This is a genomic window from Streptomyces sp. NPDC127197 (genome assembly GCF_042672405.1).
Taxonomy (GTDB): Bacteria; Actinomycetota; Actinomycetes; order Streptomycetales; family Streptomycetaceae; genus Streptomyces; species Streptomyces flavusporus.
On sequence record NZ_JBHXVG010000002.1, the window covers coordinates 250226 to 270494 of the forward strand.

General features: G+C 70.6%; 20 protein-coding genes and 1 pseudogene. 9 read left to right on the forward strand and 12 right to left on the reverse strand.

The window, feature by feature from the left end; genetic code table 11:
* The first annotated feature begins 52 nt into the window (after positions 1 to 52).
* Entirely contained in the window at positions 53 to 3253 is a 3201-nt protein-coding gene (locus tag ACFVJQ_RS03810) for a tetratricopeptide repeat protein (protein WP_385780687.1), read from the forward strand.
* 111 nt (positions 3254 to 3364) lie between these two features.
* On the opposite strand, the gene ACFVJQ_RS03815 is transcribed toward ACFVJQ_RS03810, so the two are convergent.
* Together ACFVJQ_RS03815 and mca are read right to left on the reverse strand one after the other, a co-directional pair.
* Complete coding sequence (locus ACFVJQ_RS03815; RefSeq protein ID WP_385510918.1) at positions 3365 to 3625, reverse strand: hypothetical protein; 261 nt, start codon at positions 3623 to 3625, stop codon at positions 3365 to 3367.
* Positions 3618 to 4478, reverse strand: coding sequence for a mycothiol conjugate amidase Mca (mca, locus tag ACFVJQ_RS03820; protein ID WP_224734025.1), 861 nt, complete (start codon positions 4476 to 4478; stop codon positions 3618 to 3620). The genes ACFVJQ_RS03815 and mca overlap by 8 nt, the downstream gene beginning before the upstream one ends.
* A 170-nt stretch (positions 4479 to 4648) precedes the next feature.
* On the opposite strand from mca, the gene ACFVJQ_RS03825 reads away from it, so the two are divergent.
* Both ACFVJQ_RS03825 and greA read left to right on the forward strand, forming a co-directional pair.
* Positions 4649 to 5047, forward strand: a complete 399-nt coding sequence (locus ACFVJQ_RS03825; protein WP_385510919.1) for a DUF4307 domain-containing protein — start codon at positions 4649 to 4651, stop codon at positions 5045 to 5047.
* Positions 5048 to 5215: 168 nt separating this feature from the next.
* Positions 5216 to 5716: a transcription elongation factor GreA gene (greA, locus tag ACFVJQ_RS03830; protein ID WP_385510920.1), complete on the forward strand. Its 501-nt coding sequence runs from the start codon at positions 5216 to 5218 to the stop codon at positions 5714 to 5716.
* A gap of 136 nt (positions 5717 to 5852) precedes the next feature.
* On the opposite strand, the gene ACFVJQ_RS03835 is transcribed toward greA, so the two are convergent.
* From ACFVJQ_RS03835 to ilvA, 3 genes are all read right to left on the reverse strand, one after another.
* Entirely contained in the window at positions 5853 to 6698 is an 846-nt protein-coding gene (locus ACFVJQ_RS03835; protein WP_385510922.1) for an ABC transporter permease, read from the reverse strand.
* Positions 6695 to 7723, reverse strand: coding sequence for an ATP-binding cassette domain-containing protein (locus ACFVJQ_RS03840; RefSeq protein ID WP_385510923.1), 1029 nt, complete (start codon positions 7721 to 7723; stop codon positions 6695 to 6697). Before ACFVJQ_RS03840 ends, ACFVJQ_RS03835 begins: the two co-directional genes overlap by 4 nt.
* 188 nt (positions 7724 to 7911) lie before the next feature.
* Positions 7912 to 9141, reverse strand: a complete 1230-nt coding sequence (gene ilvA, locus ACFVJQ_RS03845; RefSeq protein WP_385780692.1) for a threonine ammonia-lyase — start codon at positions 9139 to 9141, stop codon at positions 7912 to 7914.
* A 161-nt stretch (positions 9142 to 9302) separates the two neighbouring features.
* Here ilvA and ACFVJQ_RS03850 point away from each other — a divergent pair, with 161 nt between their 5' ends.
* The 3 genes from ACFVJQ_RS03850 (at position 9303) to ACFVJQ_RS03860 (ending at position 10895) form a co-directional block, all read left to right on the forward strand.
* On the forward strand, positions 9303 to 9809 hold the full coding sequence (locus ACFVJQ_RS03850; protein ID WP_224735502.1) for a MarR family winged helix-turn-helix transcriptional regulator: 507 nt from the start codon (positions 9303 to 9305) through the stop codon (positions 9807 to 9809).
* A 320-nt stretch (positions 9810 to 10129) separates the two neighbouring features.
* Complete coding sequence (locus ACFVJQ_RS03855; RefSeq protein WP_385510925.1) at positions 10130 to 10633, forward strand: sigma factor-like helix-turn-helix DNA-binding protein; 504 nt, start codon at positions 10130 to 10132, stop codon at positions 10631 to 10633.
* A 13-nt stretch (positions 10634 to 10646) separates the two neighbouring features.
* Positions 10647 to 10895 carry a hypothetical protein gene (locus ACFVJQ_RS03860; RefSeq protein ID WP_385510926.1) on the forward strand — a complete coding sequence of 83 codons (249 nt, stop codon included), beginning with the start codon at positions 10647 to 10649 and terminating at the stop codon, positions 10893 to 10895.
* Positions 10896 to 10905: 10 nt separating this feature from the next.
* On the opposite strand, the gene ACFVJQ_RS03865 is transcribed toward ACFVJQ_RS03860, so the two are convergent.
* A complete protein-coding gene (locus ACFVJQ_RS03865; protein WP_385780695.1) occupies positions 10906 to 12060 on the reverse strand; it encodes a cystathionine gamma-synthase in 1155 nt (384 codons plus the stop codon).
* A gap of 140 nt (positions 12061 to 12200) precedes the next feature.
* Between ACFVJQ_RS03865 and ACFVJQ_RS03870 the strand changes: the two genes are divergently transcribed.
* Positions 12201 to 13319, forward strand: coding sequence for a hypothetical protein (locus ACFVJQ_RS03870; RefSeq protein ID WP_224735497.1), 1119 nt, complete (start codon positions 12201 to 12203; stop codon positions 13317 to 13319).
* Between the two features lie 179 nt (positions 13320 to 13498).
* On the opposite strand, the gene msrA is transcribed toward ACFVJQ_RS03870, so the two are convergent.
* Entirely contained in the window at positions 13499 to 14011 is a 513-nt protein-coding gene (gene msrA, locus ACFVJQ_RS03875) for a peptide-methionine (S)-S-oxide reductase MsrA (protein ID WP_385510929.1), read from the reverse strand.
* A gap of 292 nt (positions 14012 to 14303) precedes the next feature.
* Positions 14304 to 14783: a DUF6924 domain-containing protein gene (locus ACFVJQ_RS03880; protein ID WP_385510930.1), complete on the reverse strand. Its 480-nt coding sequence runs from the start codon at positions 14781 to 14783 to the stop codon at positions 14304 to 14306.
* A 217-nt stretch (positions 14784 to 15000) separates the two neighbouring features.
* On the opposite strand from ACFVJQ_RS03880, the pseudogene ACFVJQ_RS03885 reads away from it, so the two are divergent.
* Positions 15001 to 15147: pseudogene (locus tag ACFVJQ_RS03885) on the forward strand (DUF4291 family protein); the annotation flags it as partial.
* 66 nt (positions 15148 to 15213) lie between these two features.
* On the opposite strand, the gene ACFVJQ_RS03890 reads toward ACFVJQ_RS03885, so the two are convergent.
* Positions 15214 to 15999 carry an alpha/beta fold hydrolase gene (locus ACFVJQ_RS03890; RefSeq protein ID WP_385780699.1) on the reverse strand — a complete coding sequence of 262 codons (786 nt, stop codon included), beginning with the start codon at positions 15997 to 15999 and terminating at the stop codon, positions 15214 to 15216.
* Between the two features lie 225 nt (positions 16000 to 16224).
* Between ACFVJQ_RS03890 and ACFVJQ_RS03895 the strand changes: the two genes are divergently transcribed.
* Positions 16225 to 16713: a DUF4291 domain-containing protein gene (locus ACFVJQ_RS03895; protein WP_385780702.1), complete on the forward strand. Its 489-nt coding sequence runs from the start codon at positions 16225 to 16227 to the stop codon at positions 16711 to 16713.
* A gap of 170 nt (positions 16714 to 16883) precedes the next feature.
* Here ACFVJQ_RS03895 and ACFVJQ_RS03900 read toward each other — a convergent pair whose 3' ends face one another.
* The 3 genes from ACFVJQ_RS03900 to ACFVJQ_RS03910 form a co-directional block, all read right to left on the reverse strand.
* On the reverse strand, positions 16884 to 18500 hold the full coding sequence (locus tag ACFVJQ_RS03900; protein ID WP_385780705.1) for a phospholipase D family protein: 1617 nt from the start codon (positions 18498 to 18500) through the stop codon (positions 16884 to 16886).
* A gap of 59 nt (positions 18501 to 18559) precedes the next feature.
* On the reverse strand, positions 18560 to 18943 hold the full coding sequence (locus tag ACFVJQ_RS03905) for a VOC family protein (RefSeq protein ID WP_385510935.1): 384 nt from the start codon (positions 18941 to 18943) through the stop codon (positions 18560 to 18562).
* Positions 18944 to 19088: 145 nt separating this feature from the next.
* A complete protein-coding gene (locus tag ACFVJQ_RS03910) occupies positions 19089 to 20132 on the reverse strand; it encodes an NAD(P)-dependent alcohol dehydrogenase (RefSeq protein WP_385510936.1) in 1044 nt (347 codons plus the stop codon).
* Positions 20133 to 20269: the final 137 nt, after the last annotated feature.

Genomic DNA, 20269 nt, shown 5'->3' on the forward strand with positions numbered 1-20269 from the left:
TCCCGCAAGGACACTCATAGGCAAAGCAGTTGCCGCCGGAGGGGGACGTGACATGCGGGACAGTCATCGCGCGGAGGCCGAGCGGCTGTTGGTGCGCGCGGTGGAGGAGGAGGTACGGCGGTCGGGTGGCCGCATCGACGGCAAAGTGCTCATGGCCCGGGCGCGCGGGGCGCTGGACACCATGGCGCAGGCGGCCGCCGAGGAGTACGAGGCCTATACGCGTGCGCTGGACGAGACGGAGGCCGGGCGGCTGTCGTTCGGGCAGCGGTATGCGCGGGAGGGGGCCGGGACGCCGCTGCTTGTGGCGGGTGTGGCTGCTGTGGCGGCTGCGGTGGCCGATCTGGCACTCGGTACGGGGACGGGGACCGCGGTCGGTGCGGGCGTGACCGTCGGAGTGGTGGGCGCGGCGACGACGGTGGTGAAGGTCGCCGGGTCACATCTGCCGGCCGCGCATCACCGGGCCGGTGCCGCGGGGCAGCCGGGCGGGCCGGAACAGTTGCGGCTGCAGTGGCTGACGGCACTGGACGTGCGGGGGATCCGGCCGTTCCTCGATCAGCAGCGGGTGCTGGCCGCGTCCACGGGGCCGAAGAAGAGCGGGCCGCAGCTGAAGGGGGCCAACAAGAGCGGGGCCGCGCGCGGGCGGAGTGTGCTGGAGCAGTCGTTCGGTCAACTGCCCGAGCCTGTAGGCCCGTTCGCGGGGCGGCGGCAGGAGCTGGCACGGATCCGGCAGTGGGTGCAGGCCGCCCGGGCGAGCACGCAGACCCGGCCGACGGTGGTCGTTCTGCACGGGGCGCCCGGCAGCGGCCGTACGACGCTGGCGGTGCGGGCCGCCCATGATCTGAAGGACCAGTTCCGCGGGGCGTGCGTGGTGGATCTGCGCGGCGACAGCCCGGAGGAACCGCCGCTGTCCACCCGCGAGGCCCTGCTGCATCTGCTGAACCGGCTGGGCGCACCGCGCGAGCAGCTGCTGTTCCGGGAGCGTTCCTCGGCCGACCAGCAGGTCAAGCGGCTGAGCGAGCTGTACCACCAGCATCTGACCGGTGTGCCCGTCGCGGTCGTCCTCGACGACGCCTCGGACCCCGAGCAGGTCCGCACCCTGGTCCCGGAGCGGTCCGACAGCCTGGTCCTGGTCACCGCACGGGCACCGCTCGACCTGCCCGGCGACCTGCCGGCGTGGGTGCACCAGCTGCCCGTTACGACGCTGGACGCGGTGGGCGCGGAGGAGCTGCTGGGCGCGGCCGCGCAGGACGCCTCGGGGCCGTACGACGCCGAATCCGCCGACCGGGTGCGGGAGTTGTGCGGCGGGCTGCCGTTGGCGCTGCGCGTCGCCGGTTCCTCGCTGGGCCCGCGCTCGCCGCGGCAGCTGGCCTCGGACCTCGGGGCGTACGGGCCGGTGGAGCCGGTGGAGCGGGCGCTGTGGCTGCGCTACACCGACCAGGCGGAGCCGGCGCGACGGCTGCTGCGGCGGCTGGCGCTGGCCGGCCGTGCCTCGCTCGGCGCGGCGGCCGCCGCCGCGCTGCTGGCCACGGACGAGGCGGAGGCCACCCGGCACCTGGTCGCCCTCTCCCGCGCGGGCCTGATCGACCATGTGCGCGGCAGCCGCTACCGCCTGCACGACCTCGTACGCGTCTTCGCGCACGCCCGCCTGCTGGACGAGGAGGAGCCGGCCGAGCGGGCCGCGGCGCAGGAGCGGCTGATCGTGAACTACGCCGAGCTCGCCGACTCGGTGCTGCGGCTGGTGGACGGCAACATGTCGACCCGCTCTGACCGCTTCGGGTCGCACGGCTTCACGTCCCTGGACGAGGCGCTGCGCTGGCTGGACGACGAGTCGAGCTTCATCACCTCGACGCTCCGGTTCGCGGAGGGCGTGAACCAGGCGGCGGTGCTGAACCTGCTGGGCGCGCTGTGCGACTACTGCCTGCTGCGCGGCGACCTCTACCGCCTGGGTGAGATCAACGAACTGGCCCAGGCTGTGGACCAGGGGCTGCTGATCCGCTCGGTGCAGTGGCGCACGGGTATCGCGGCCCGGCAGCTGGGCGAGCTGGACAAGGCCCGTACGACGCTCGCCTCGGTCGTCGACCTGTACCGGGAGGCCCAGCACGACGCGGGCGCGGCCCGTGCCCTGTGCTCGCTCGGTATCACCCTGCACCACCAGGGCAACCTCACCGAGGCGGCGGCCCGGCTGCGGGAGGCGCTGGACCTGCAGGCCGCGCCCGAGCTGGCCACCGACCGGGCGTGGACGATGCACGCGCTGGCGGCCGTCGAGCGTGACCGCGCCCACCTCGCCGAGGCCCTGGACCTGCTGAACCGCTCCCTGGAACTGCACCGCGCCGGCGGGTCCGTGCACGGCGAGGCGTGGGCCCACTTCCAGCTCGGCCAGCTGTACCTGCGCCTGGGCGACGTGCCGCGCGCGGAGGCCGAACTGCGCGCGGCGCTCGACCGGTACGGCCGGACCCGCGACGCCCGCGGCGAGGCGTGGGCGCTGACCCAGCTGGCCCGGGCCCGGCTGGTCGCGGGCGACGCCTTCACGGGGGTGGAGGAGCTGCGCCGGGCGGCGGTCCGGCACCGCGACAACGAGGACGCGCGCGGCGAGGCCTGGACGCTCTACTACCTCGGTCAGGCGCTGGAGGAGGCGGGCAACCTCGACCAGGCGGTCCGTGACCTGGAGCGCTCACGCACGATGTTCTCCCGGATGCGGGACGTGTACGGGCTGGCCTGCGCCCGCCACCACTCGGCCCGCGCGACCCGCGACCTGCGTGCCGCCCAGACCGGATCGCTGCGGAACTCGGGCTTCGCGAGGCAGCTGCTCGTCGACGCCCGCGCCGACTTCCAGCGCATCGGTGTCGCCCACGGCGAGGCGTGGACCTGTCTGGAGCTGGCCGTCGTGGACGCGGGCAACGCGCGTACGGCGCAGGCGCTGGCCCTGTGCGACGAGGCGGTGGGGCTGTTCGCGTCGTACGGGGACCGGCGGGGCGAGGACTGGGCCCACTTCCTGCGCTGCACGCTGCTGCCGTATGCGGCTCCGGGTGGGGTGGAGGTCGGTACGGCGGTGGCGCAGGAGGAGCTGGCGCAGCTGGGTCGGACCGGCCATCCGGCGCGGGACGAGAAGCTGGACGACTACGTGGAGGCGTATCAGCTGCTGCTGGAGCGCGGCGTGAGCCTGGAGGACGGGTGGCAGGCCTGGCGGCTGGGGATGGTGCCGAGCCGGCATGCGCGGGAGGTCATGGGGGTGGGGGTGGTGGCGGCCCCGTGAGTGTCCCGGACGGAGGGGGAGCGGGCCTGCGGGCGCCTGCTCCGGCACCAGCGCGGCGGGACCGGTCGCTGCCGGTGCCGCCGGGCTGGTGTGTGCCCGGTCGGGGGGGACTCAGCCCTTCGCGGGTGAGGCCTTCCCCGACGCCTGCTCCGCGGCGCCCTTGCCGGACGACTCCCCGTCCGGGGCCTCGTCGAAGTCGACCCGGCCCATGTGGCGGTTCATGGACTTCATCAGGCCCCACACGGCCAGGGCCATCACCGCGAAGACGATGAAGCCGAGGACGCCGGGGGTCACCTTGTCCTCGTCGACCTCCTTGGCGAGGGTGACGAGATGGGTCATTGCCAGGCTCGCGCTTGCGCTCATGTCAGGCATTGTCGCGGATGCCTGCAAAGAGGTCGTCCTCGGGGAGGGAGGTATCCACGAGGGACTTCGCGAGCTCGTACTCCTCGGTCGGCCAGACCTCCTTCTGAAGCTCCATCGGCACCCGGAACCAGCCCCCGTCGGGGTCGATCTGCGTGGCGTGCGCGATCAGCGCCTTGTCACGGATCTCGAAGAAGTCCGCACACGGGACGTGCGTGGTCAGCGTGCGGTCCTTGTGCCCCGAGTCGTCCCAGCGCTTGAGCCATTCCCCGTACGGGGACTCAAGGCCCCGGTCGAGCATCGCCTGGTGCAGCGCCTCGGTGCGCGGGCGGTTGAAGCCCTGGTTGTAGTACACCTTCAGCGGCTGGTAGGCCGGGCCGAACTCGGACTCCGGGTACTTCTCGGTGTCCGCCGCGCCCTCGAACGCCACCATCGTGATCTTGTGGGTCATGATGTGGTCAGGGTGCGGGTAACCACCGTTCTCGTCATAGGTGGTGATCACCTGGGGACGGAAGGAGCGGATGCTCCGCACCAGCTCGCCGGCCGCCTTGTCGACGTCCTCGAGGGCGAAGCAGCCCTCCGGCAGCGGCGGCAGCGGGTCGCCCTCGGGCAGGCCGGAGTCGACGAAGCCGAGCCACTCCTGCTTGACGCCGAGGATCTCGCGGGCCTCGTCCATCTCCTTCTTGCGTACCTCGTGGATGTGCTCCTCGATGTACTTGTCGCCCTGCAGCTTCGGATTGAGGATGGAGCCGCGCTCCCCGCCCGTGCAGGTCACCACCAGCACGTCCACCCCCTCGGACACGTACTTGGCCATGGTGGCCGCGCCTTTGCTCGACTCGTCGTCGGGGTGCGCGTGGACGGCCATCAGTCGCAACTGGTCAGTCAAGACTCAATCCTCGTTTGGTCGGCGCCCGGTGTGACCGGGTGCGAACGGCGGCTTCTATAGTGACCGAATCGGGGGGCGAATAATTCCGGGGCCCCGAACCCGGGAGCCCCGTCCGGGACCTCGGTCCCGCCCCGGCCGAGAGGACGATCATGAGTACGGCGAGCACGCGACTGCCCGAGGGCCGTTACGGCCGCTCCTCGGACGAGCGCGCGGACCGCACACTGAAGGTCGCCGGCGCCGCCCTCGGGGCGCTGCTCCTCGCCGTGATGGCCTATTTTGCCTATCACTACGTCGGCCAGAACAAGATCAGTGCCGAAGTGATCAGTTTCGATCTCTCGGACGATTCGGTGAAGGTGAAGCTGGCGGTCGAGAAGGACGCAGGCGCCTCCGGCTACTGCACGGTGCGCTCCCAGGCGGAGAACGGCGCCGAGGTGGGCCGGGCCGACTTCCGCTTCGACGGGGACGCCACCCGCATCACCGAGGTCGTCACGCTCCGTACGACGGCACCGGGCACGTCGGCCGAGCTCCTGGGCTGCCACGCCGACTGACGTCACCCATATCGCGTAGCGGCTGACCTGCGATGAAGCGATTTTGTTGGCTTATGTCCTCCCCCTTCCGCCGTTGAATTGTTAGGCTCGTGGTTTCGCCCACTCGTGAAGGAACATTCTTCTGGGTAGGGCGATGCTTTGTATTCCCAGTACCGACGAGGAGCACCTGTGACCCAGACCAGCGAGAACGTCACCTGGCTGACCCAGGAGGCGTACAACAAGCTCAAGGACGAGCTTGAGTACCTTACTGGTCCTGCGCGCACGGAGATCGCCGCCAAGATCGCGGCCGCGCGCGAGGAGGGCGACCTGCGGGAGAACGGCGGGTACCACGCGGCCAAGGAGGAGCAGGGCAAGCAGGAGCTCCGTGTGCGCCAGCTGACCCAGCTCCTGGAGAACGCCAAGGTCGGCGAGGCGCCGGCCTCGACGGACGGTGCCGTGGCGCCCGGCATGGTCGTGACGATCGCCTTCGACGGTGACGAGGACGACACGCTGACGTTCCTGCTCGCCTCGCGCGAGTACGCCAGCGCCGAGATCGAGACGTACTCCCCGCAGTCCCCGCTGGGGGCCGGCGTGATGGGCCACAAGGTCGGCGAGGACGCGGAGTACGAGCTGCCGAACGGCAAGACGGCCTCGGTGAAGATCCTGAAGGCCGAGCCGTACAGCGGCTGAACCCGGTCAGTGCCCTGCGCCTGACCGACCCGCCCTTGACGACCCCCGGCGTCCCCTCGACGCCGGGGGTTTCGTCATGCCCAGGTCAGTCTCGTCGAGCCGGTCTCCTCACGGGTTCTGAGGCCGTCGCGGGTTCTCACGCCGTCGCCGAGCGGTACTTCCGTACCGCCAGAGTCCGGAATATGACGATGATCAGGGCCGAGTAGATCAGTGAGGCCCAGACCGGGTGCTCCATCGGCCAGGCGCCCGAGGTGGAGACACCTGGGTTGCCGAAGAGCTCTCGGCAGGCCTGGACCGTGGCGCTGAACGGGTTCCACTCGGCGATGTGCCGCAGCCAGGGCGTCATCCGGTCCGAGTCCACGAACGCGTTCGAGACGAAGGTGACCGGGAAGAGCCAGATCAGCCCGCCGGACGTGGCGGCCTCGGGTGTCCGCACGGACAGGCCGATCAGCGCGCCGATCCACGTGAACGCGTAGCCCATCAGCAGCAGCAGTCCGAAGGCGCCGAGCACTTCGCCGACGTTGGTGTGCGTACGCCAGCCGACCAGAAGGGCCACGATCGCGAGCACCAGCACGGTGAGCGCCGTCTGCACCAGGTCGGCAAGGGTCCGGCCGGTCAGCACCGCGCCGCGCGCCATGGGCAGCGAGCGGAAGCGGTCGATCAGCCCCTTGTGCATGTCCTCGGCGATGCCGGCACCGGCGCCCGCGGTGGCGAAGGTGACGGTCTGGGCGAAGATGCCCGCCATCAGGAACTCGCGGTAGACACCGGAGTCCGTGGTGCCGGCGATGGTCATGGATCCGCCGAACACATAGCTGAACAGCACCACGAACATGATTGGCTGGATGAGCCCGAAAATGATCATCTCGGGAATCCGGGACATGCGGATCAGATTGCGCTTGGCGACGACCAGCGAGTCCCGGACGGACTGGCTGATCGGGTTCGGGCGGGCGGGCCGCGGTACGGCGTCGGTCACGGCGCTCACTTGAGGGTCTCCTTCTTGCGCTTGCGGCCCCTGGCGTCGGCGGGCGTACCGCTCGCGCCGTCGGCGCCGTCCTCTTCGTTGCCGGCCTCCGCCACATGGCCCGTCAGCGACAGGAACACGTCGTCCAGGGTCGGGCGGCGCAGGCCGATGTCGTCGATCTCGATGCCGCGGGTGTCCAGCTCGCGGATCACCTCGGCGAGGAGCTTGGCGCCGCCGGTGACGGGCACCGTGAGCTTGCGGGTGTGCTCCTCGACAGTGGTGTCGCCCTTGCCGAAGCCGCGCAGCACCTCGGCGGCGGTCGCCATGTGCTCGCGCTCGTGCACCACGACCTCGACGCGCTCGCCGCCGGTGCGGGCCTTGAGCTGGTCGGAGGTGCCGCGGGCGATGACGCGGCCGTGGTCGACCACCGCTATGTCGTGCGCGAGGTGGTCGGCCTCTTCCAGGTACTGCGTGGTCAGCAGCAGGGTCGTGCCGCCGGAGACCAGCTGCTTGATGACCTCCCACAGCTGCTGGCGGTTGCGCGGGTCGAGGCCGGTCGTCGGCTCGTCCATGAACATCACGGGCGGGGAGACGACCAGGGCCGCGGCAAGGTCGAGCCGGCGCCGCATGCCTCCGGAGTAGGTCTTGGCGGGCCGGTCGGCGGCGTCCGCGAGGTTGAACTGGTCGAGCAGCTCACCGGCACGGGCCTTGGCGGCCTTCGCGGTCATCTGGTAGAGCTGGCCGACCATCTGGAGGTTCTCCCGGCCGGTCAGGTACTCGTCGACCGCGGCGAACTGGCCGGACAGGCCGATGGAGCGCCGGACCTGGTCGGGGTGGGCGAGCACGTCGATGCCCGCGACGACGGCCCGGCCCCTGTCGGGGCGCAGCAGGGTCGTCAGACAGCGGACGGCCGTCGTCTTGCCCGCACCGTTGGGCCCGAGCAGGCCGAGGACCGTGCCCTCGGGGACATCGAGGTCGACGCCGTCCAGAGCCCTTACGTCACCGAAGGTTTTGACCAGGCCTTCGGTATAGATGGCGCCTGGCATATGAGTCTCCACGTCGTCGGGTCGCTTCGAGAAGCGTGGGTTGGTGGGTTCGGTTCTGCCTGAGGAGTGGCACGAGACACACCATAACGCGATGTATCGCGTCTCACAACGGTCTTACCCGATCGAGTGACAAAGAGCCCGTGATCTTGGCCTGACCTCGGCCTTTACCGGTCCTACGACCCGGCGCCTCAGTCGATGACGAGGTACCCCGCCTGTCGCAGGGCCTCGCCGACCTCGGTGCAGTGGGCCGGGCCCTTCGTCTCCAGGTGCAGCTCGACCTCCGCCTCCGTGAGCCCGAGCCGTGGGTCGGTCCGCACGTGGCTCACATCGAGGACGTTAGCGTCGACCACTGACAACACCCCGAGAAGCGTCGCGAGGGCGCCCGGCCGGTCCATCAGCCGCAGCCGAACGGCCAGGTAGCGGCCCTGCGCCGCCATGCCGTGCCGCAGAACGCGCTGCATCAGCACCGGGTCGACGTTGCCGCCGGACAGCACCGCGACGACCGGTCCCTCGAACGCGCCCGGATCGCTCAGCAGCGCCGCGACCGGGCTGGCCCCGGCCGGCTCGACGACCAGCTTGGCCCGCTCCAGACACAGCAGCAGCGCGGCGGACAGCTCGTCCTCGCTGACCGTGCGCACCTCGTCCACCAGATCACCGACGATCGCGAACGGTACGTCACCGGGCCGGCCGACCCTGATGCCGTCGGCCATCGTCACCGGGTTCTCGATCGACATCGGACGCCCCGCCGCCAGAGAGGGCGGATACGCCGCCGACCCCGCCGCCTGCACACCGACGATCCGCACATCGGGCCGCAGGGCCTTCACCGCGACAGCAATACCCGCCGCGAGACCGCCGCCGCCGATGCCGACGACGATCGTGCGTACCTCCGGGCACTGCTCCAGGATCTCCAGGCCGACCGTGCCCTGGCCCGCGATGACGTCCGGGTGGTCGAAGGGATGGATGAACACCGCACCCGTCTCGGCGGCGTACTCCTGCGCGGCGGCCAGGGTCTCGTCGACCACGTGTCCGTGCAGACGCACCTCGGCGCCGTAGTCACGCGTCGCACTTATCTTCGGCAGCGGCGCGCCCTTCGGCATGAACACCGTCGAGTGCACGCCGAGCAGCGAGGACGCCAGGGCGACGCCCTGTGCGTGGTTGCCCGCGCTCGCGGCGACCACACCGGCGGCCCGCTCCTCGGGCAGCAGACCGGCGATCCGGACGTAGGCGCCGCGCAGCTTGAACGAACCGGTCCGCTGGAGGTTCTCGCACTTGAGGTGCACGGGAGCGCCGACCAGCTGGGTCAGGTACCTGCTGCCCTCCATCGCGGTGACACGTGCGACGCCGGTGAGCATCTTCTGCGCGCCGCGTACGTCGTCGAGGGTGACCGGGGGCAAGGGGGCGGCCTTGCGGTAGTTCATGGCTCAAGTCTCGCAGTTCACCTGCCGCAACAGCCGTAGTGACCAACGTCCGAGACTGGTTTGCGCAGCGCCGGTACGGCCCACCTCCCATCCGCGTACCCTGTCCCCCAACCCAGCACCCAGTATGAAGTGAGCCCCCGGCCATGCCCACAACACCTGAAATGTCGATGGACATGACGACCGTCGGTGACACCGGCCTTCTCGACGCGCTGCAGCACGAGGTGGCGGTGTTCGCCCGGCGTGCCGAACAGACCCGGCTCGGCGGGGTCGGACAGGTGCGCAACTCCATGGACCGCGCCGCGTACCTGCTGCTCAACAGGCTCGACAAGGAAGGGCCGATGGGCGTCAAGGCGCTCGCCGCGAGCATGGGCATCGACTCCTCGACGGTCACCCGGCAGGTGGCCCCCCTCGTCGACACGGGCCTGGTCAAGCGGACCTCGCACCCCGAGGACGGGCGTGCCGTGGTGCTCCAGCTGTCCCCGCGCGGGCTGTCCCGGCTGGAGGAGGTGCGCTCGTCCCGGCGTCAGCTGATGGCCGAGCTCACACACGACTGGGCACCCGAGGAGCGCGAGGCGTTCTGCACGCTCCTCACCCGCTTCAACCTGGCGCTCTCCGCACGGATGGCGGCGCAGGGCGTGCCGGGGGCGGAGACGCCGTCGGCTTCCTGAGCCACGGGTGAGACACGTGCACGCGCGCGTGCGGCGGGAGTTACGAGACGCCGCATGCCGTTCCGGGCCGGGGGCGGACACGCGCGCGTGGTGCCGGGACTTCAGCGCCCCTCACCAGCCGCTCCCCCGCGCCCGCCGCGTGGCGCGCGATCTTCCACGGCAACCGAGGCATGTCCCGCGGTGCGCGGGCTCTTGACCGAAAGCCCACTGCTGGCCTCATATGAGACCGGGTCCTCGTGGTCGTACGCGGGTTCACATCCGGTGGGCCGGGTACGCCACCGGGATCCGTATCCTCAGGTCGGCCTCAGGCGGGAGGCACGGTGCGAGAACGGCAAGCGTCCCAAGGTGCCCGCCGGGCCCGGGAGTTCGAGGCGTTCGTCGCCGGCGCGGCGGGGCGGCTGCTGCACACCGCCACGCTGCTCACGGCCGAGGCCCCGGACGACAACCCGCGCGCGCGGCGCCTGCTGACCCTGGCCCTCGCCCACACCTACGCCTGCTGGGACCGACTGCGCGGCGAGGACCCGTACGACCGCACCCGCCGGTACCTCGCCACCCGCTTCGCGCACGGCGCCTGGCACCAGTACGGCGCCTTCGGCCGGGCCCGCCCGCACCCCACCGGCGCACTCGCCCACCTCACCCCGCAGGAGCGCCTGGTCCTGGTCCTCAGGCTGTACGAAGGGGTCGCCGAGGAACAGACGGCCGCACTGCTCGGGCTGCCCACGGAACGTGTCCGCGCCCTGTGCGACCGGGCGACGGCGACGGTCCTCCACCCGCCCCGGGGGCCTGCACCGGCGGTGCCGGAGGCGAAGGTGGCAGCGTCGTGAGCGGGGGTCTGCGGTGAACCGGTTGGAACGGGAGGCTGCCGCGCGGCGGATCATGGAGCGGACGCCGCCGCGGGTGCCGCCGGACCTCTGCGCCGACGCCGTGCGCCGCGGCAACCGTCTGCTGCGACGCAGGGCCCTCGCCCTGCGCCTGGGCTGGCTGCTGCTGTTCGCCGCGACCGTGGCGTTCACCGTCTGGGCGCTGACGGCCCGCCCCTGGGTGGAGCCGCCGTCGGAGACGACTCCACCGCTGACGGGCTGGTGAGCGCTGCGGGCTAGCCGAGCGCCTGCTGGAGGTCCTCCAGCAGGTCGTCCGCGTTCTCGATACCCACGGAGAGACGTACGAGGTCGGCGGGTACCTCCAGGGCAGAACCGGCCGCGGAGGCGTGCGTCATGCGCCCCGGGTGCTCGATCAGCGACTCGACGCCACCGAGGGACTCACCCAGGGTGAACACCTTGGCGCGGTTGCAGACCTCGACGGCCGCCTCCTCGCCGCCCTCGACCTGGAAGGAGACCATGCCGCCGAAGGACCGCATCTGTTTGGCGGCAATCTCGTGACCGGGGTGATCCGGCAGTCCCGGGTACAGCACCCGCGTCACGCGCGCGTGCCGGGTGAGCATGTCGGCGACCCTGGCTGCGTTCTCACTGTGCCGGTCCATGCGCACGGAGAGGGTCTTGGTGCCGCGCAGCACCAGCCAGGAGTCGAAGGGCCCGGCGACCGCGCCCATCGCGTTCTGGTGGAACGCCAGCTCCTCGCCCAGCCCCTCGTCGCCCACGATCAGCGCGCCGCCCACGACGTCCGAGTGGCCGCCCATGTACTTGGTCAGGGAGTGCACCACGACGTCCGCACCGAGCGACAGCGGCTGCTGGAGGTAGGGCGTGGCGAACGTGTTGTCGACGACGAGCCGGGCGCCCGCGTCCCGGGCGATCTGCGCGACGGCGGCGATGTCGGTGATGCCGAGCAGCGGGTTGGAGGGGGTCTCCACCCACACGACCTTGGTCTTGGGGGTGATGGCGGCCCGTACGGCTGCGGGATCGCTCGTGTCGGCGACCGACCATTCCACGCCCCACCGGGCGACGACCTTCGCGAACAGGCGGAATGTGCCGCCGTACGCGTCATTGGGGATGACCACGTGGTCGCCGGGGCTGAGCAGCGTACGCAACAGGCAGTCCTCGGCCGCCAGTCCGGACGCGAACGCGAGTCCACGGCGCCCGCCCTCCAGGGCGGCGAGGTTCTCCTCCAGGGCGGTCCTGGTCGGGTTGGCGCTGCGGCTGTACTCGTAGCCGCCGCGCAGACCGCCCACCCCGTCCTGCTTGTAGGTGGACACCTGGTAGATCGGCGGGACGACCGCACCAGTGAGGGGGTCGGCCGTGTTGCCCGCGTGGATGGCGAGCGTCTCGAAGTGCTGACTGATGTGCCTGTCGCTCATGGGAACCGAGCGTAGTGCGCTCGTCCTCCACATGCCGCCGCCACGGCGCGGCGCAGGCGCCCGCCTGCCGTCGGACGCGGTTTTCCACAGGCGAGGGAGGGGGTTGGCCAATTGTCGGCGGCGTCTGGTTCGCTTGATGCATGGAAATTCTCTGGGTCCTGATGGGTCTGCTCATGATCGGTTTCGTGCTGGGTCCGTTCGTGATGCGCAGGCGCAGGGGGATAGAGCTGGTCACGCCGGGTCACCCGGACGCCGCGGACCCCGCGAACTACGGATTCGTACGGCAGGAGGAGCTGGACGTCCGCATGCCCGGCCCCGACCAGGACCTGGTGGACGTGCTGGACCTGGTGCAGCGCACCCAGGACCACCGCGCCGCCGCCCAGCTCCTGGCCGGTACGGAAGCGGAGGGCGAGCTGCGCTGGCAGCGGGTGCAGGCCTTCGCGGGCGCGGCGTCGCTGGAGCTCCAGCAGCGGCCGGGCGGCGTCAGTGAGACGCCGGGCGGGCAGTGGCTGCGGGTGTGGCGGGCCGAGGCGCCCAAGGACGCGGGCGGCGCGGCGGTGCACGCCGAGTTCCTGGTGCAGCAGGCGTGGCGGACGGCGACGCCCGGCACGGACGAGTTCCGGATCATCATGGAGGAGGCGAAGGCGGCCTGCGGCGACGCGGCGCTGCTCGCCCCCGGTGACCCGATCCCGTACATCATCGAGCTGTCGGTGGCGCGGGGCCTGGCCTATCCGCGCGCGGAGTTCGAGCAGCTCTGGCTGAAGATCCTGGACCGCGCGCCGAACCACATGGGAGCGCACCTCGCCGCGCTGCACTACTGGTGCGAAAAGTGGCACGGCTCGCGTGAGCTGGCGTCCCAGTTCGCGGAGGCCGCGGCGGCCCGTGCCCCGCAGGGCTCGCTGCTGGCGGCGATGCCGCTGTTCGCGGTCTTCGAGCACCTGCCCGAGGTCAATCTGGTCGCCAGTTTCTACCAGAGCGAGGTCGTGACCAAGGCGATCCACGGCGCCCTGCACGCGGTGCACTCGGCCCGCCCCGACGACCCGATGCTGGCGCACGTCCGCCATCTGCTGGTGTTCTTCCTGGTCCGCTCCGAGCGCTGGTCGGAGGCCATGAGCCAGCTGATACACATCGACGGCCATGTGGGCGCCCTGCCCTGGACGCTGTCGCCCGACCCGGCCGCGGAGTTCGCGGTCTACCGGGCGCTGGCCGTGGCGGGCTACGAGGCGAACGGCGGCAGCCCGGCGACGCTGCTGCACTGAACCTGCCGTACGCCCTGGTGGCAGTCCGTGGCGGCATGCGGGCCGAGTACCGGAACGCGGTACTCGGCCCGCATGCGTTCACCACGGCGTGCGGCCTATGCGCCGCAGGCGCAAGCAAGGCCCGGCCGCGGAGCCTCGGCCCTGTCAGCCTCCGCCCTCCGCCGCGCCGCCTCGCGCGGTCAGCCCTCCGCGCGGGCGGGCAGCCGCCATCCCGGGCGCGGGAAGTGGCAGGTGTAGCCGTCCGGGTAACGCTCCAGGTAGTCCTGGTGCTCGGGCTCGGCCTCCCAGAAGGGGCCGACCGGCTCGACCTCGGTGACGACCTTGCCGGGCCACAGTCCGGAGGCGTCCACATCCGCGATCGTGTCCTCGGCGATCCGCTTCTGCTCGTCATCCACGTAGTAGATCGCCGAGCGGTAGCTGAGGCCGATGTCGTTGCCCTGGCGGTTCTTGGTGCTCGGGTCGTGGATCTGGAAGAAGAACTCCAGGATCGCGCGGAAGTCGGTCTTCTCGGGGTCGAAAAGGATCTCAATGGCCTCCGCGTGCGTGCCATGGTTACGGTACGTCGCGTTCGGCACGTCACCCCCGGTGTATCCGACACGGGTCGCCGTCACGCCCGGGAGCCGGCGGATCAGGTCCTGCATCCCCCAGAAGCATCCGCCCGCCAGCACGGCCCTCTGCGTCTGCGCAGCCATTGCGGCCCTCCAATATCTGTCAGCTCGGTCACTCGGGCTGCTCGGCTCGCACACCACCGGCATCCCATACGCCCTCGCCTCAACGCACGAGTGCTCCCAGCGATTCCGTGCCCGTCCAACCGGTCCTGCGGCCGCCGGTCGCCGCGAGGAGCGCACCGACCTGTTGCCTCCCCCACGTCGGTGGCCTCATCCGGAGAGCCCTGCCGTGACGGCATCAATACTGCCGACTGCAGGTGGCTCACCGGTCGAAGGCGTAGACCCGTGACCCGCTCACCTCTCAGCAGCCGACTGCTCAGAAAGACCGGTAGACCCCCTCGGGATCATCGTGGGCCCATGCCGCGTACTCCTCGAAGCCCAGGTTGCCGATACTCAGGTTCGCGTAGACCTCGTGGGCCCCTGCGGCGACGGTGCGGAACTCGCGGCCGAACTCGGTCAGCTGCTCGTGGTCCTCATCGTCCTCGCACTCCTCGCGCGTCAGCGTGGTGACCGCCAGCAGCGCGTGGGTTTCGGCCTGCATGGTTGTCCGGTCGGCAAGAAAGACAACGGGCAGGTCCTCGGCGGCGCTGACCGCAGTCAGCACCTCGTCAACGGTCGCCCCTGCCCAGGCCGGATCGTTTATGAAGTGGACGTGCGCCTCGTACTGCTTGTTGTCTCCCCAGGGCTCCATCAGCGCCGCCGCCACGTCCTGCCACGCCTGGTCGTCGTCGTAGTCGGTCCTGACGACCAGGGCATCGAACTCATCATGGCCGGTGACGGCGGGCAGCGCTCTCATGAATCCTTCTCCGCGGTGACGATCGGTGAGCCGTGCCGTGACTGTCTCATGGGCCGTCTGTCACGCCCCGCGGGGTCGGTCCTGGGCCGCCTGGTAGCCGGTAGGACTCGGTCCCGGTGTCGTCGGGTGCGCGGTGCCACGGCCGGGTCGTCCCGCGGAAGCAGTCGCATCGAAAATCAATGGCCGACGTGGATCCGTCGGCATCACCCTGTGCTCCATGGAAGAACCGCAACGCAGAATCCGCGCGCTCCACACGGCATCCACGATCACCGTCTACCAGGCATACTCCCCCGAGATCGGCATGCCCGCGGTTCGCCAGGGCCGTTTCCCCGCCGCATGGAAGCGGGACCGCATGACATGGGTCACCAAGCCGCGTTCACAACCTCTCGCTGCTGTCCTGGGCGCTTACCTTCTCGACCGGTCTTCGGTGTCACGCTCCGACCTCGCGGGCGATCTCGCCGATCAGGTCGGCCAGTAACCCCGGGTGGGACAAAAACGGATGGTGGCCGACCGGCAGGTCGAGCACCCGGGATGCCCGCCGGGCGAACTCCCGCTGCTTCTCCGGCGGCGTGGCCCGGTCCCCCGTACAGACGACGTACGTAGAGGGGGTTTCGTGCCAGGCGACGCCGCGTGGGGCCTGGGCGAAGACCGCCTGTGACTGCGGTCCCAACCGCCGGAAGGCGCCCGCCACGGCCTCCTCGTCGCAGTCGTAAAGGAAGGCACCCCGCAGGTCGACCGCCGTGTTCGGGACGACCGTACCGTCATCCCGCGGAACGACCCAGGGCGCGGGGTTTGGTCCTGCCAGGGCTGCGAGGGATTCGCCAACGTCCGGCACGACCGCGGTGACGTAGAGGAGGTGCCTGATGTCGTCCCGGCCCGCGGCAGCGTCGGTGATCACCATCCCGCCGTAGGAGTGCCCGCACAGCAAGGCGGGATGCCCAGGCTCCTCATCGAGTACGGCCCGCACCGCGTCGGCATCGGCGTACAAATCCGCCCCGTACGCGGCGCCCGCCCGTTCGCCACAGCTGGGCAGCTCCACGCTGCGGCTCTCCAGCCCCAGGGCTGCGAGTGGTTCCACCATCCGGTGCCACCACCAGTCAGAATCCAGCGCGCACGCGCCGTGGACGAACACGACCCGCATCGAGACCTCCCTCAGCTCCACAGCCGCCTCGTGACGACCGCACACCGAGGCCATCATGTCCAGCTGGACGGTCAACCGCTTGCCCCTGCGGGCGAACGTCTGATGCCGTCGGCCAGCCCTCGGCCGCACCAACTGGAGACGTCTGCGAGCCCGCGACACCTGCTCGACAGGCCGCCCGATCGATCGGGGCTCCGATGCCCAGCCCGTCATCCTCCAGGAGGAACAAGGGCTGTGAACGCCAGGACGAAGTCGCTCAGCCAGGCGCCAAGGACTCTGACCAGGACTTCTACTCAGGGATGGATGATCGCCGAAAAGGGCTGTGAACGCCGCTTGACATGGATCAAACCGTCGTTCCTGTGGATGATGTACCGCTGCGGCTGGGCCACGAAGGCGGGGCAGGAAACCGTCCTCGCTGTCGAGATCAGCCGTGACGGCTTCGAGTGGGCGCTGCGCCACGCGTGTCTGTCAAGCTGCGTCCGCGGGGTGCACCCCGACCGAGCCACCTGGCAACGTCAGTTGAAGCGTGCGTCCGCTCGCGTGCAGTGGGATCCCGAGCGGGACCTGCACCTGCAGCCCCTGCCGTACCGGTCTCTGCAACTCGGTCTCTCCGGTGAGGCCGTACGACGCTATGCGGACGAGTGGACGGTCGCCATCCGCGACGTGACCCCGCTCGCCCGCGAGATCCATGCCCTCGTCAGCGGTGGCGACCTGGACTCCGCCGCCCGACTACTGCCCCAGGAACACCCATATCCCGTTGGAGACGAACTCCTTGCCCACCTACGGGGATGACGGGGTGATTCACCCCACAGCCGGCTGCGGCCAATGGGGCACATGGCAGCACAGGCTCGCCGGGCCGGGGCTCTCCTGCCCCATCGGCATCGCGCCGGCGTCAGAAGCCGCGGGCAAGTAGACCGCTCCAGCAACCGGGCGGCCGCCGCGTCGCTGAGGGCAGGCGGTCGTCAGTACGCGTTGCGGCGGCGCAGTCCGAGGGGGCGGCCGTCCGGGTCGACGAGGAGGCGGTGCAGGGGCGTGCAGAGTGTCGTGGCCGTACGGGAAAGGGTCGGTGGGCGGTAGGTGCGCAGGCGGCCGGGGGGTCTGGGGCCGCGGTGGCCGCCTGCGTGCCAGGAGTCCAGTGCGGCGGCGGTCGCCGCGAAGGCGTCGAAGGCGGTTGTGGGATCGCAGAGCGGGTCGGGTTCCTGGGGAGTCCGGGGGGCTTGCGTGTCCAGGTGCTCATGGGAGAGTTCCAGGCGCAGGTTTCTGGCGTAGCTGCGCGCGCCGTCCCCGAGGCCGCCGGGGTCGCGCGGTTCGCGTGGGTCTGCGCTCTCGTCCAGGACGGCGCAGCTGAGTTCGGAGTCGTGGGTCCACGAGCGGAGGTTGATGTTGTCGGATCCGACCGAGGCCCACACGTCGTCGATCACGCAGGCCTTGGCGTGCACGTACACCGGTGTCCCGGCGTGGTTCTCCAGCCCGTACACCGCGACGCGCCCACCGCCGGCGCGGCGCAGCTTGTCCAGGGCCGCGATCCGGCCGATCAGGTTCATCGGCAGGGTGAGCGGGCCGTCCTGCTCGGGGAGGGACGGGATGACCGCGATCAGGCGCAGGCCGGAGTGTGCGGTCAGTGCCTCGGCGAAGAACTGCACCACGTGCGGAGACCACAGGTACTGGTCCTCCAGATAGATCAGGGCCCGGGCCCGCCGCAGCGCTTTGCGGTAGCCGCGCGCGATGCTGCGCTCGCCGTCGGGGGCGAAGTCGTAGCCGCGCAGCAGTCGGTTGGGGTAGGTGCGCAGGACCTGGACGGTGTGGGTACCGCAGGGCCGGGGGTCGGGCGCCTGGGGTGGCAGGGGGTCCGCGCGGGTGTCCTCGCGGTGTGCGAGCTCTCGCAGGCGGACGAGCGGGCTGCGGGTGAGCGGCGCCGGGTCCTCCCAGCGTTCCCGGAAGACGGCCTCGATGTCGCCGACGGCCGGTCCGCGTATCGCGAGCTGGATGTCGTGCCACGGTGGGTGCTGTCCGTACGCGGCGGCGATGGGTTGTGACTGCAGGTCGCCGCGGTGCGTCGCATCGTCATGGCGGTTGTGGCAGAGGTCGATGCCGCCGACGAAGGCGATGTCGAGCTCGGGGCGGTCGGCATGCCGGAGCACGACGAACTTCTGGTGGTGCGAGCCGCCGGGGCGCACCCGCATGTCGAGCAGGCACTCGCCGCCCGCCGCTTCGACCTCCTCGCCGAGATGGCGGTTCTCGGCCTCGCTGAACTGGAACCGGTCCAGGTGGGAGCGCCAGACCAGCCCTTTGACGATCACGCCCCGCTCGGCCGCCTCGGACAGGACGGTGCCGATTTCGCTGCCGGGGCCGGCGAGGCACTCGTCGGGGTCGCCCCGCCAGTCGGTGAACAGGAGCAGGTCTCCGGCGCGCTGCGCGCGGATCGCGTCGAGGAGTTCCCGGAAGTACGTCGCGCCGTGGATCAGGGGCCGCACCAGGTTTCCGCGCGACCAGGCCGTTCGATCCGGTCGGCGGGTGTCCAGACGTGTCGCGCTGTTGCCGCGTTCGCTCGAGGTCAGCAGCCAGTCGGTGAGTTCCACAGCCCAGGTCCTTCAGCTCCGCCCGGTGACCGGCGGCTCCGCCACGGGCCGACGGCAGCTCAGCCCCCGCTCCCGTACGGCCGCGTGATGATCTCCAGGTTGTGGCCGTTCGGGTCGTCGAAGTAGGTGCCTCGGCCGCCGTCGTTGTGGTTGATCTCGCCGGGGCGGGAGTGGGCCGGGTCCGCCCAGTAGGTCAGGCCTGCGCGTCGGATGCGGGCGAAGATCGTGTCGAAGTCGGACTCCGAGACCAGGAAGGCGTAGTGCTGGGGGGTTATGTCGCCGGGGGTGTCCATGTAGTCGAGGGTCACGCCGTTCGGTATCTCGACGGGGGCGAAGGGGCCGAACGGCGGGCTCACCTCGAGGCCGAGCATGTCGGCGAGGAAGCGGGCCGACGCCTCCTTGTCGTGGGCGGCGACGATGGTGTGGTTCAGCTGGATCGTCACGGTGCGCCTCCTCCTGCGTCCAGGCTCAAAAGCGGTCACTTCCACGCTAGGGCCTGTCCGCTCGGGCACACAGTGGATGTTTCCCCCGCTGGTCGGCGGCCCGTTCTGCTGTGGCTGCTGGGCCGCCGACCGGCAAGGTGAACGATCAGATCGTGGCGGTGTCGATCACGAACCGGTACCGGACGTCGCTCGCCTGCACCCGCTCGTACGCCTCGTTGATCTGGTCGGCGCGGATCAGTTCGATCTCGGCGCCGAAGCCGTGCTCGGCGCAGAAGTCGAGCATCTCCTGGGTTTCCTGGATGCCGCCGATACCGGAGCCGGCGAGGCTCTTGCGGCCCATGATCACCGAGAACAGGTTGAGCGAGACGGGATCCTCGGGCGCGCCCACGTTCACGAAGGCGCCGTCCGTCTTCAGCAGGGACAGGTACGTGTCGAGGTTCAGCGGAGCCGACACCGTCGACAGGATGATGTCGAACGAGCCCGCGAGCTCCTCGAAGGTCTTCGGGTCGCTGGTGGCGTAGTAGTGGTCGGCGCCCAGCTTCAGGCCGTCGTCCTTCTTGCGCAGGGACTGGGACAGCACCGTCACCTCCGCGCCGAGCGCGTGCGCGATCTTGACGGCCATGTGGCCCAGGCCACCCATGCCGACGATCGCGACCCTCTTGCCGGGGCCGGCGTTCCAGTGCTTCAGCGGGGAGTACGTGGTGATGCCGGCGCACAGCAGCGGCGCGGCGACGTCGAGGGACAGGCCGTCGGGGATGCGGACGACGTAGTTCTCGTCGACGACGATCTTCTGCGAGTAGCCGCCGTAGGTGGGCTCGCCGTTCTTGTCCAGGGCGTTGTACGTGCCGATCATGCCGCCGCCGGTGCAGTACTGCTCCAGGCCGGCCTTGCAGTTGTCGCACTCGCGGCAGGAGTCGACCATGCAGCCGACGCCCACGCGGTCGCCGACGGCGAACTTGGTGACACCGGAGCCGACCTCGGCGACGACGCCGGCGATCTCGTGGCCGGGCACCATCGGGAAGATCGCCTCGCCCCAGCCCTCCTGGGCCTGGTGGATGTCGGAGTGACAGATGCCGGCGAACTTGATGTCGATCAGGACGTCGAACTCGCCGACCGGCCGGCGCTCGATGGTGGTGCGCTCCAGCGGAGCCTTGGCGGCGGGTGCGGCGTACGCAGCAACAGTGGTCATGCCGGGGTTCTCCTAAAGGGGTTCCGTGCCCGGCTGCCTTCCGACCGGGCACGGGATCCAGCGTGCCGCCGTTTTCCGCATTCACCCAGGCCATGGCTTTGCGTACGCTTGCTGTTCCTACCACTGACGGGGTCAGG

Excerpts from the sequence above, each read along its gene's own strand:
- ACFVJQ_RS03870 (WP_224735497.1), top strand. The coding sequence starts at position 12,201 with ATGGAAATTCTCTGGGTCCTGATGGGTCTGCTCATGATCGGTTTCGTG.
- ACFVJQ_RS03880 (WP_385510930.1), bottom strand. The coding sequence starts at position 14,783 with ATGAGAGCGCTGCCCGCCGTCACCGGCCATGATGAGTTCGATGCCCTG.
- mca (WP_224734025.1), bottom strand. The coding sequence starts at position 4,478 with ATGGCCGTCCACGCGCACCCCGACGACGAGTCGAGCAAAGGCGCGGCC.
- ACFVJQ_RS03825 (WP_385510919.1), top strand. The coding sequence starts at position 4,649 with ATGAGTACGGCGAGCACGCGACTGCCCGAGGGCCGTTACGGCCGCTCC.
- ACFVJQ_RS03850 (WP_224735502.1), top strand. The coding sequence starts at position 9,303 with ATGTCGATGGACATGACGACCGTCGGTGACACCGGCCTTCTCGACGCG.
- ilvA (WP_385780692.1), bottom strand. The coding sequence starts at position 9,141 with ATGAACTACCGCAAGGCCGCCCCCTTGCCCCCGGTCACCCTCGACGAC.
- ACFVJQ_RS03840 (WP_385510923.1), bottom strand. The coding sequence starts at position 7,723 with ATGCCAGGCGCCATCTATACCGAAGGCCTGGTCAAAACCTTCGGTGAC.
- ACFVJQ_RS03815 (WP_385510918.1), bottom strand. The coding sequence starts at position 3,625 with ATGCCTGACATGAGCGCAAGCGCGAGCCTGGCAATGACCCATCTCGTC.
- ACFVJQ_RS03810 (WP_385780687.1), top strand. The coding sequence starts at position 53 with ATGCGGGACAGTCATCGCGCGGAGGCCGAGCGGCTGTTGGTGCGCGCG.
- ACFVJQ_RS03865 (WP_385780695.1), bottom strand. The coding sequence starts at position 12,060 with ATGAGCGACAGGCACATCAGTCAGCACTTCGAGACGCTCGCCATCCAC.
- ACFVJQ_RS03910 (WP_385510936.1), bottom strand. The coding sequence starts at position 20,132 with ATGACCACTGTTGCTGCGTACGCCGCACCCGCCGCCAAGGCTCCGCTG.
- ACFVJQ_RS03895 (WP_385780702.1), top strand. The coding sequence starts at position 16,225 with ATGATCGCCGAAAAGGGCTGTGAACGCCGCTTGACATGGATCAAACCG.
- msrA (WP_385510929.1), bottom strand. The coding sequence starts at position 14,011 with ATGGCTGCGCAGACGCAGAGGGCCGTGCTGGCGGGCGGATGCTTCTGG.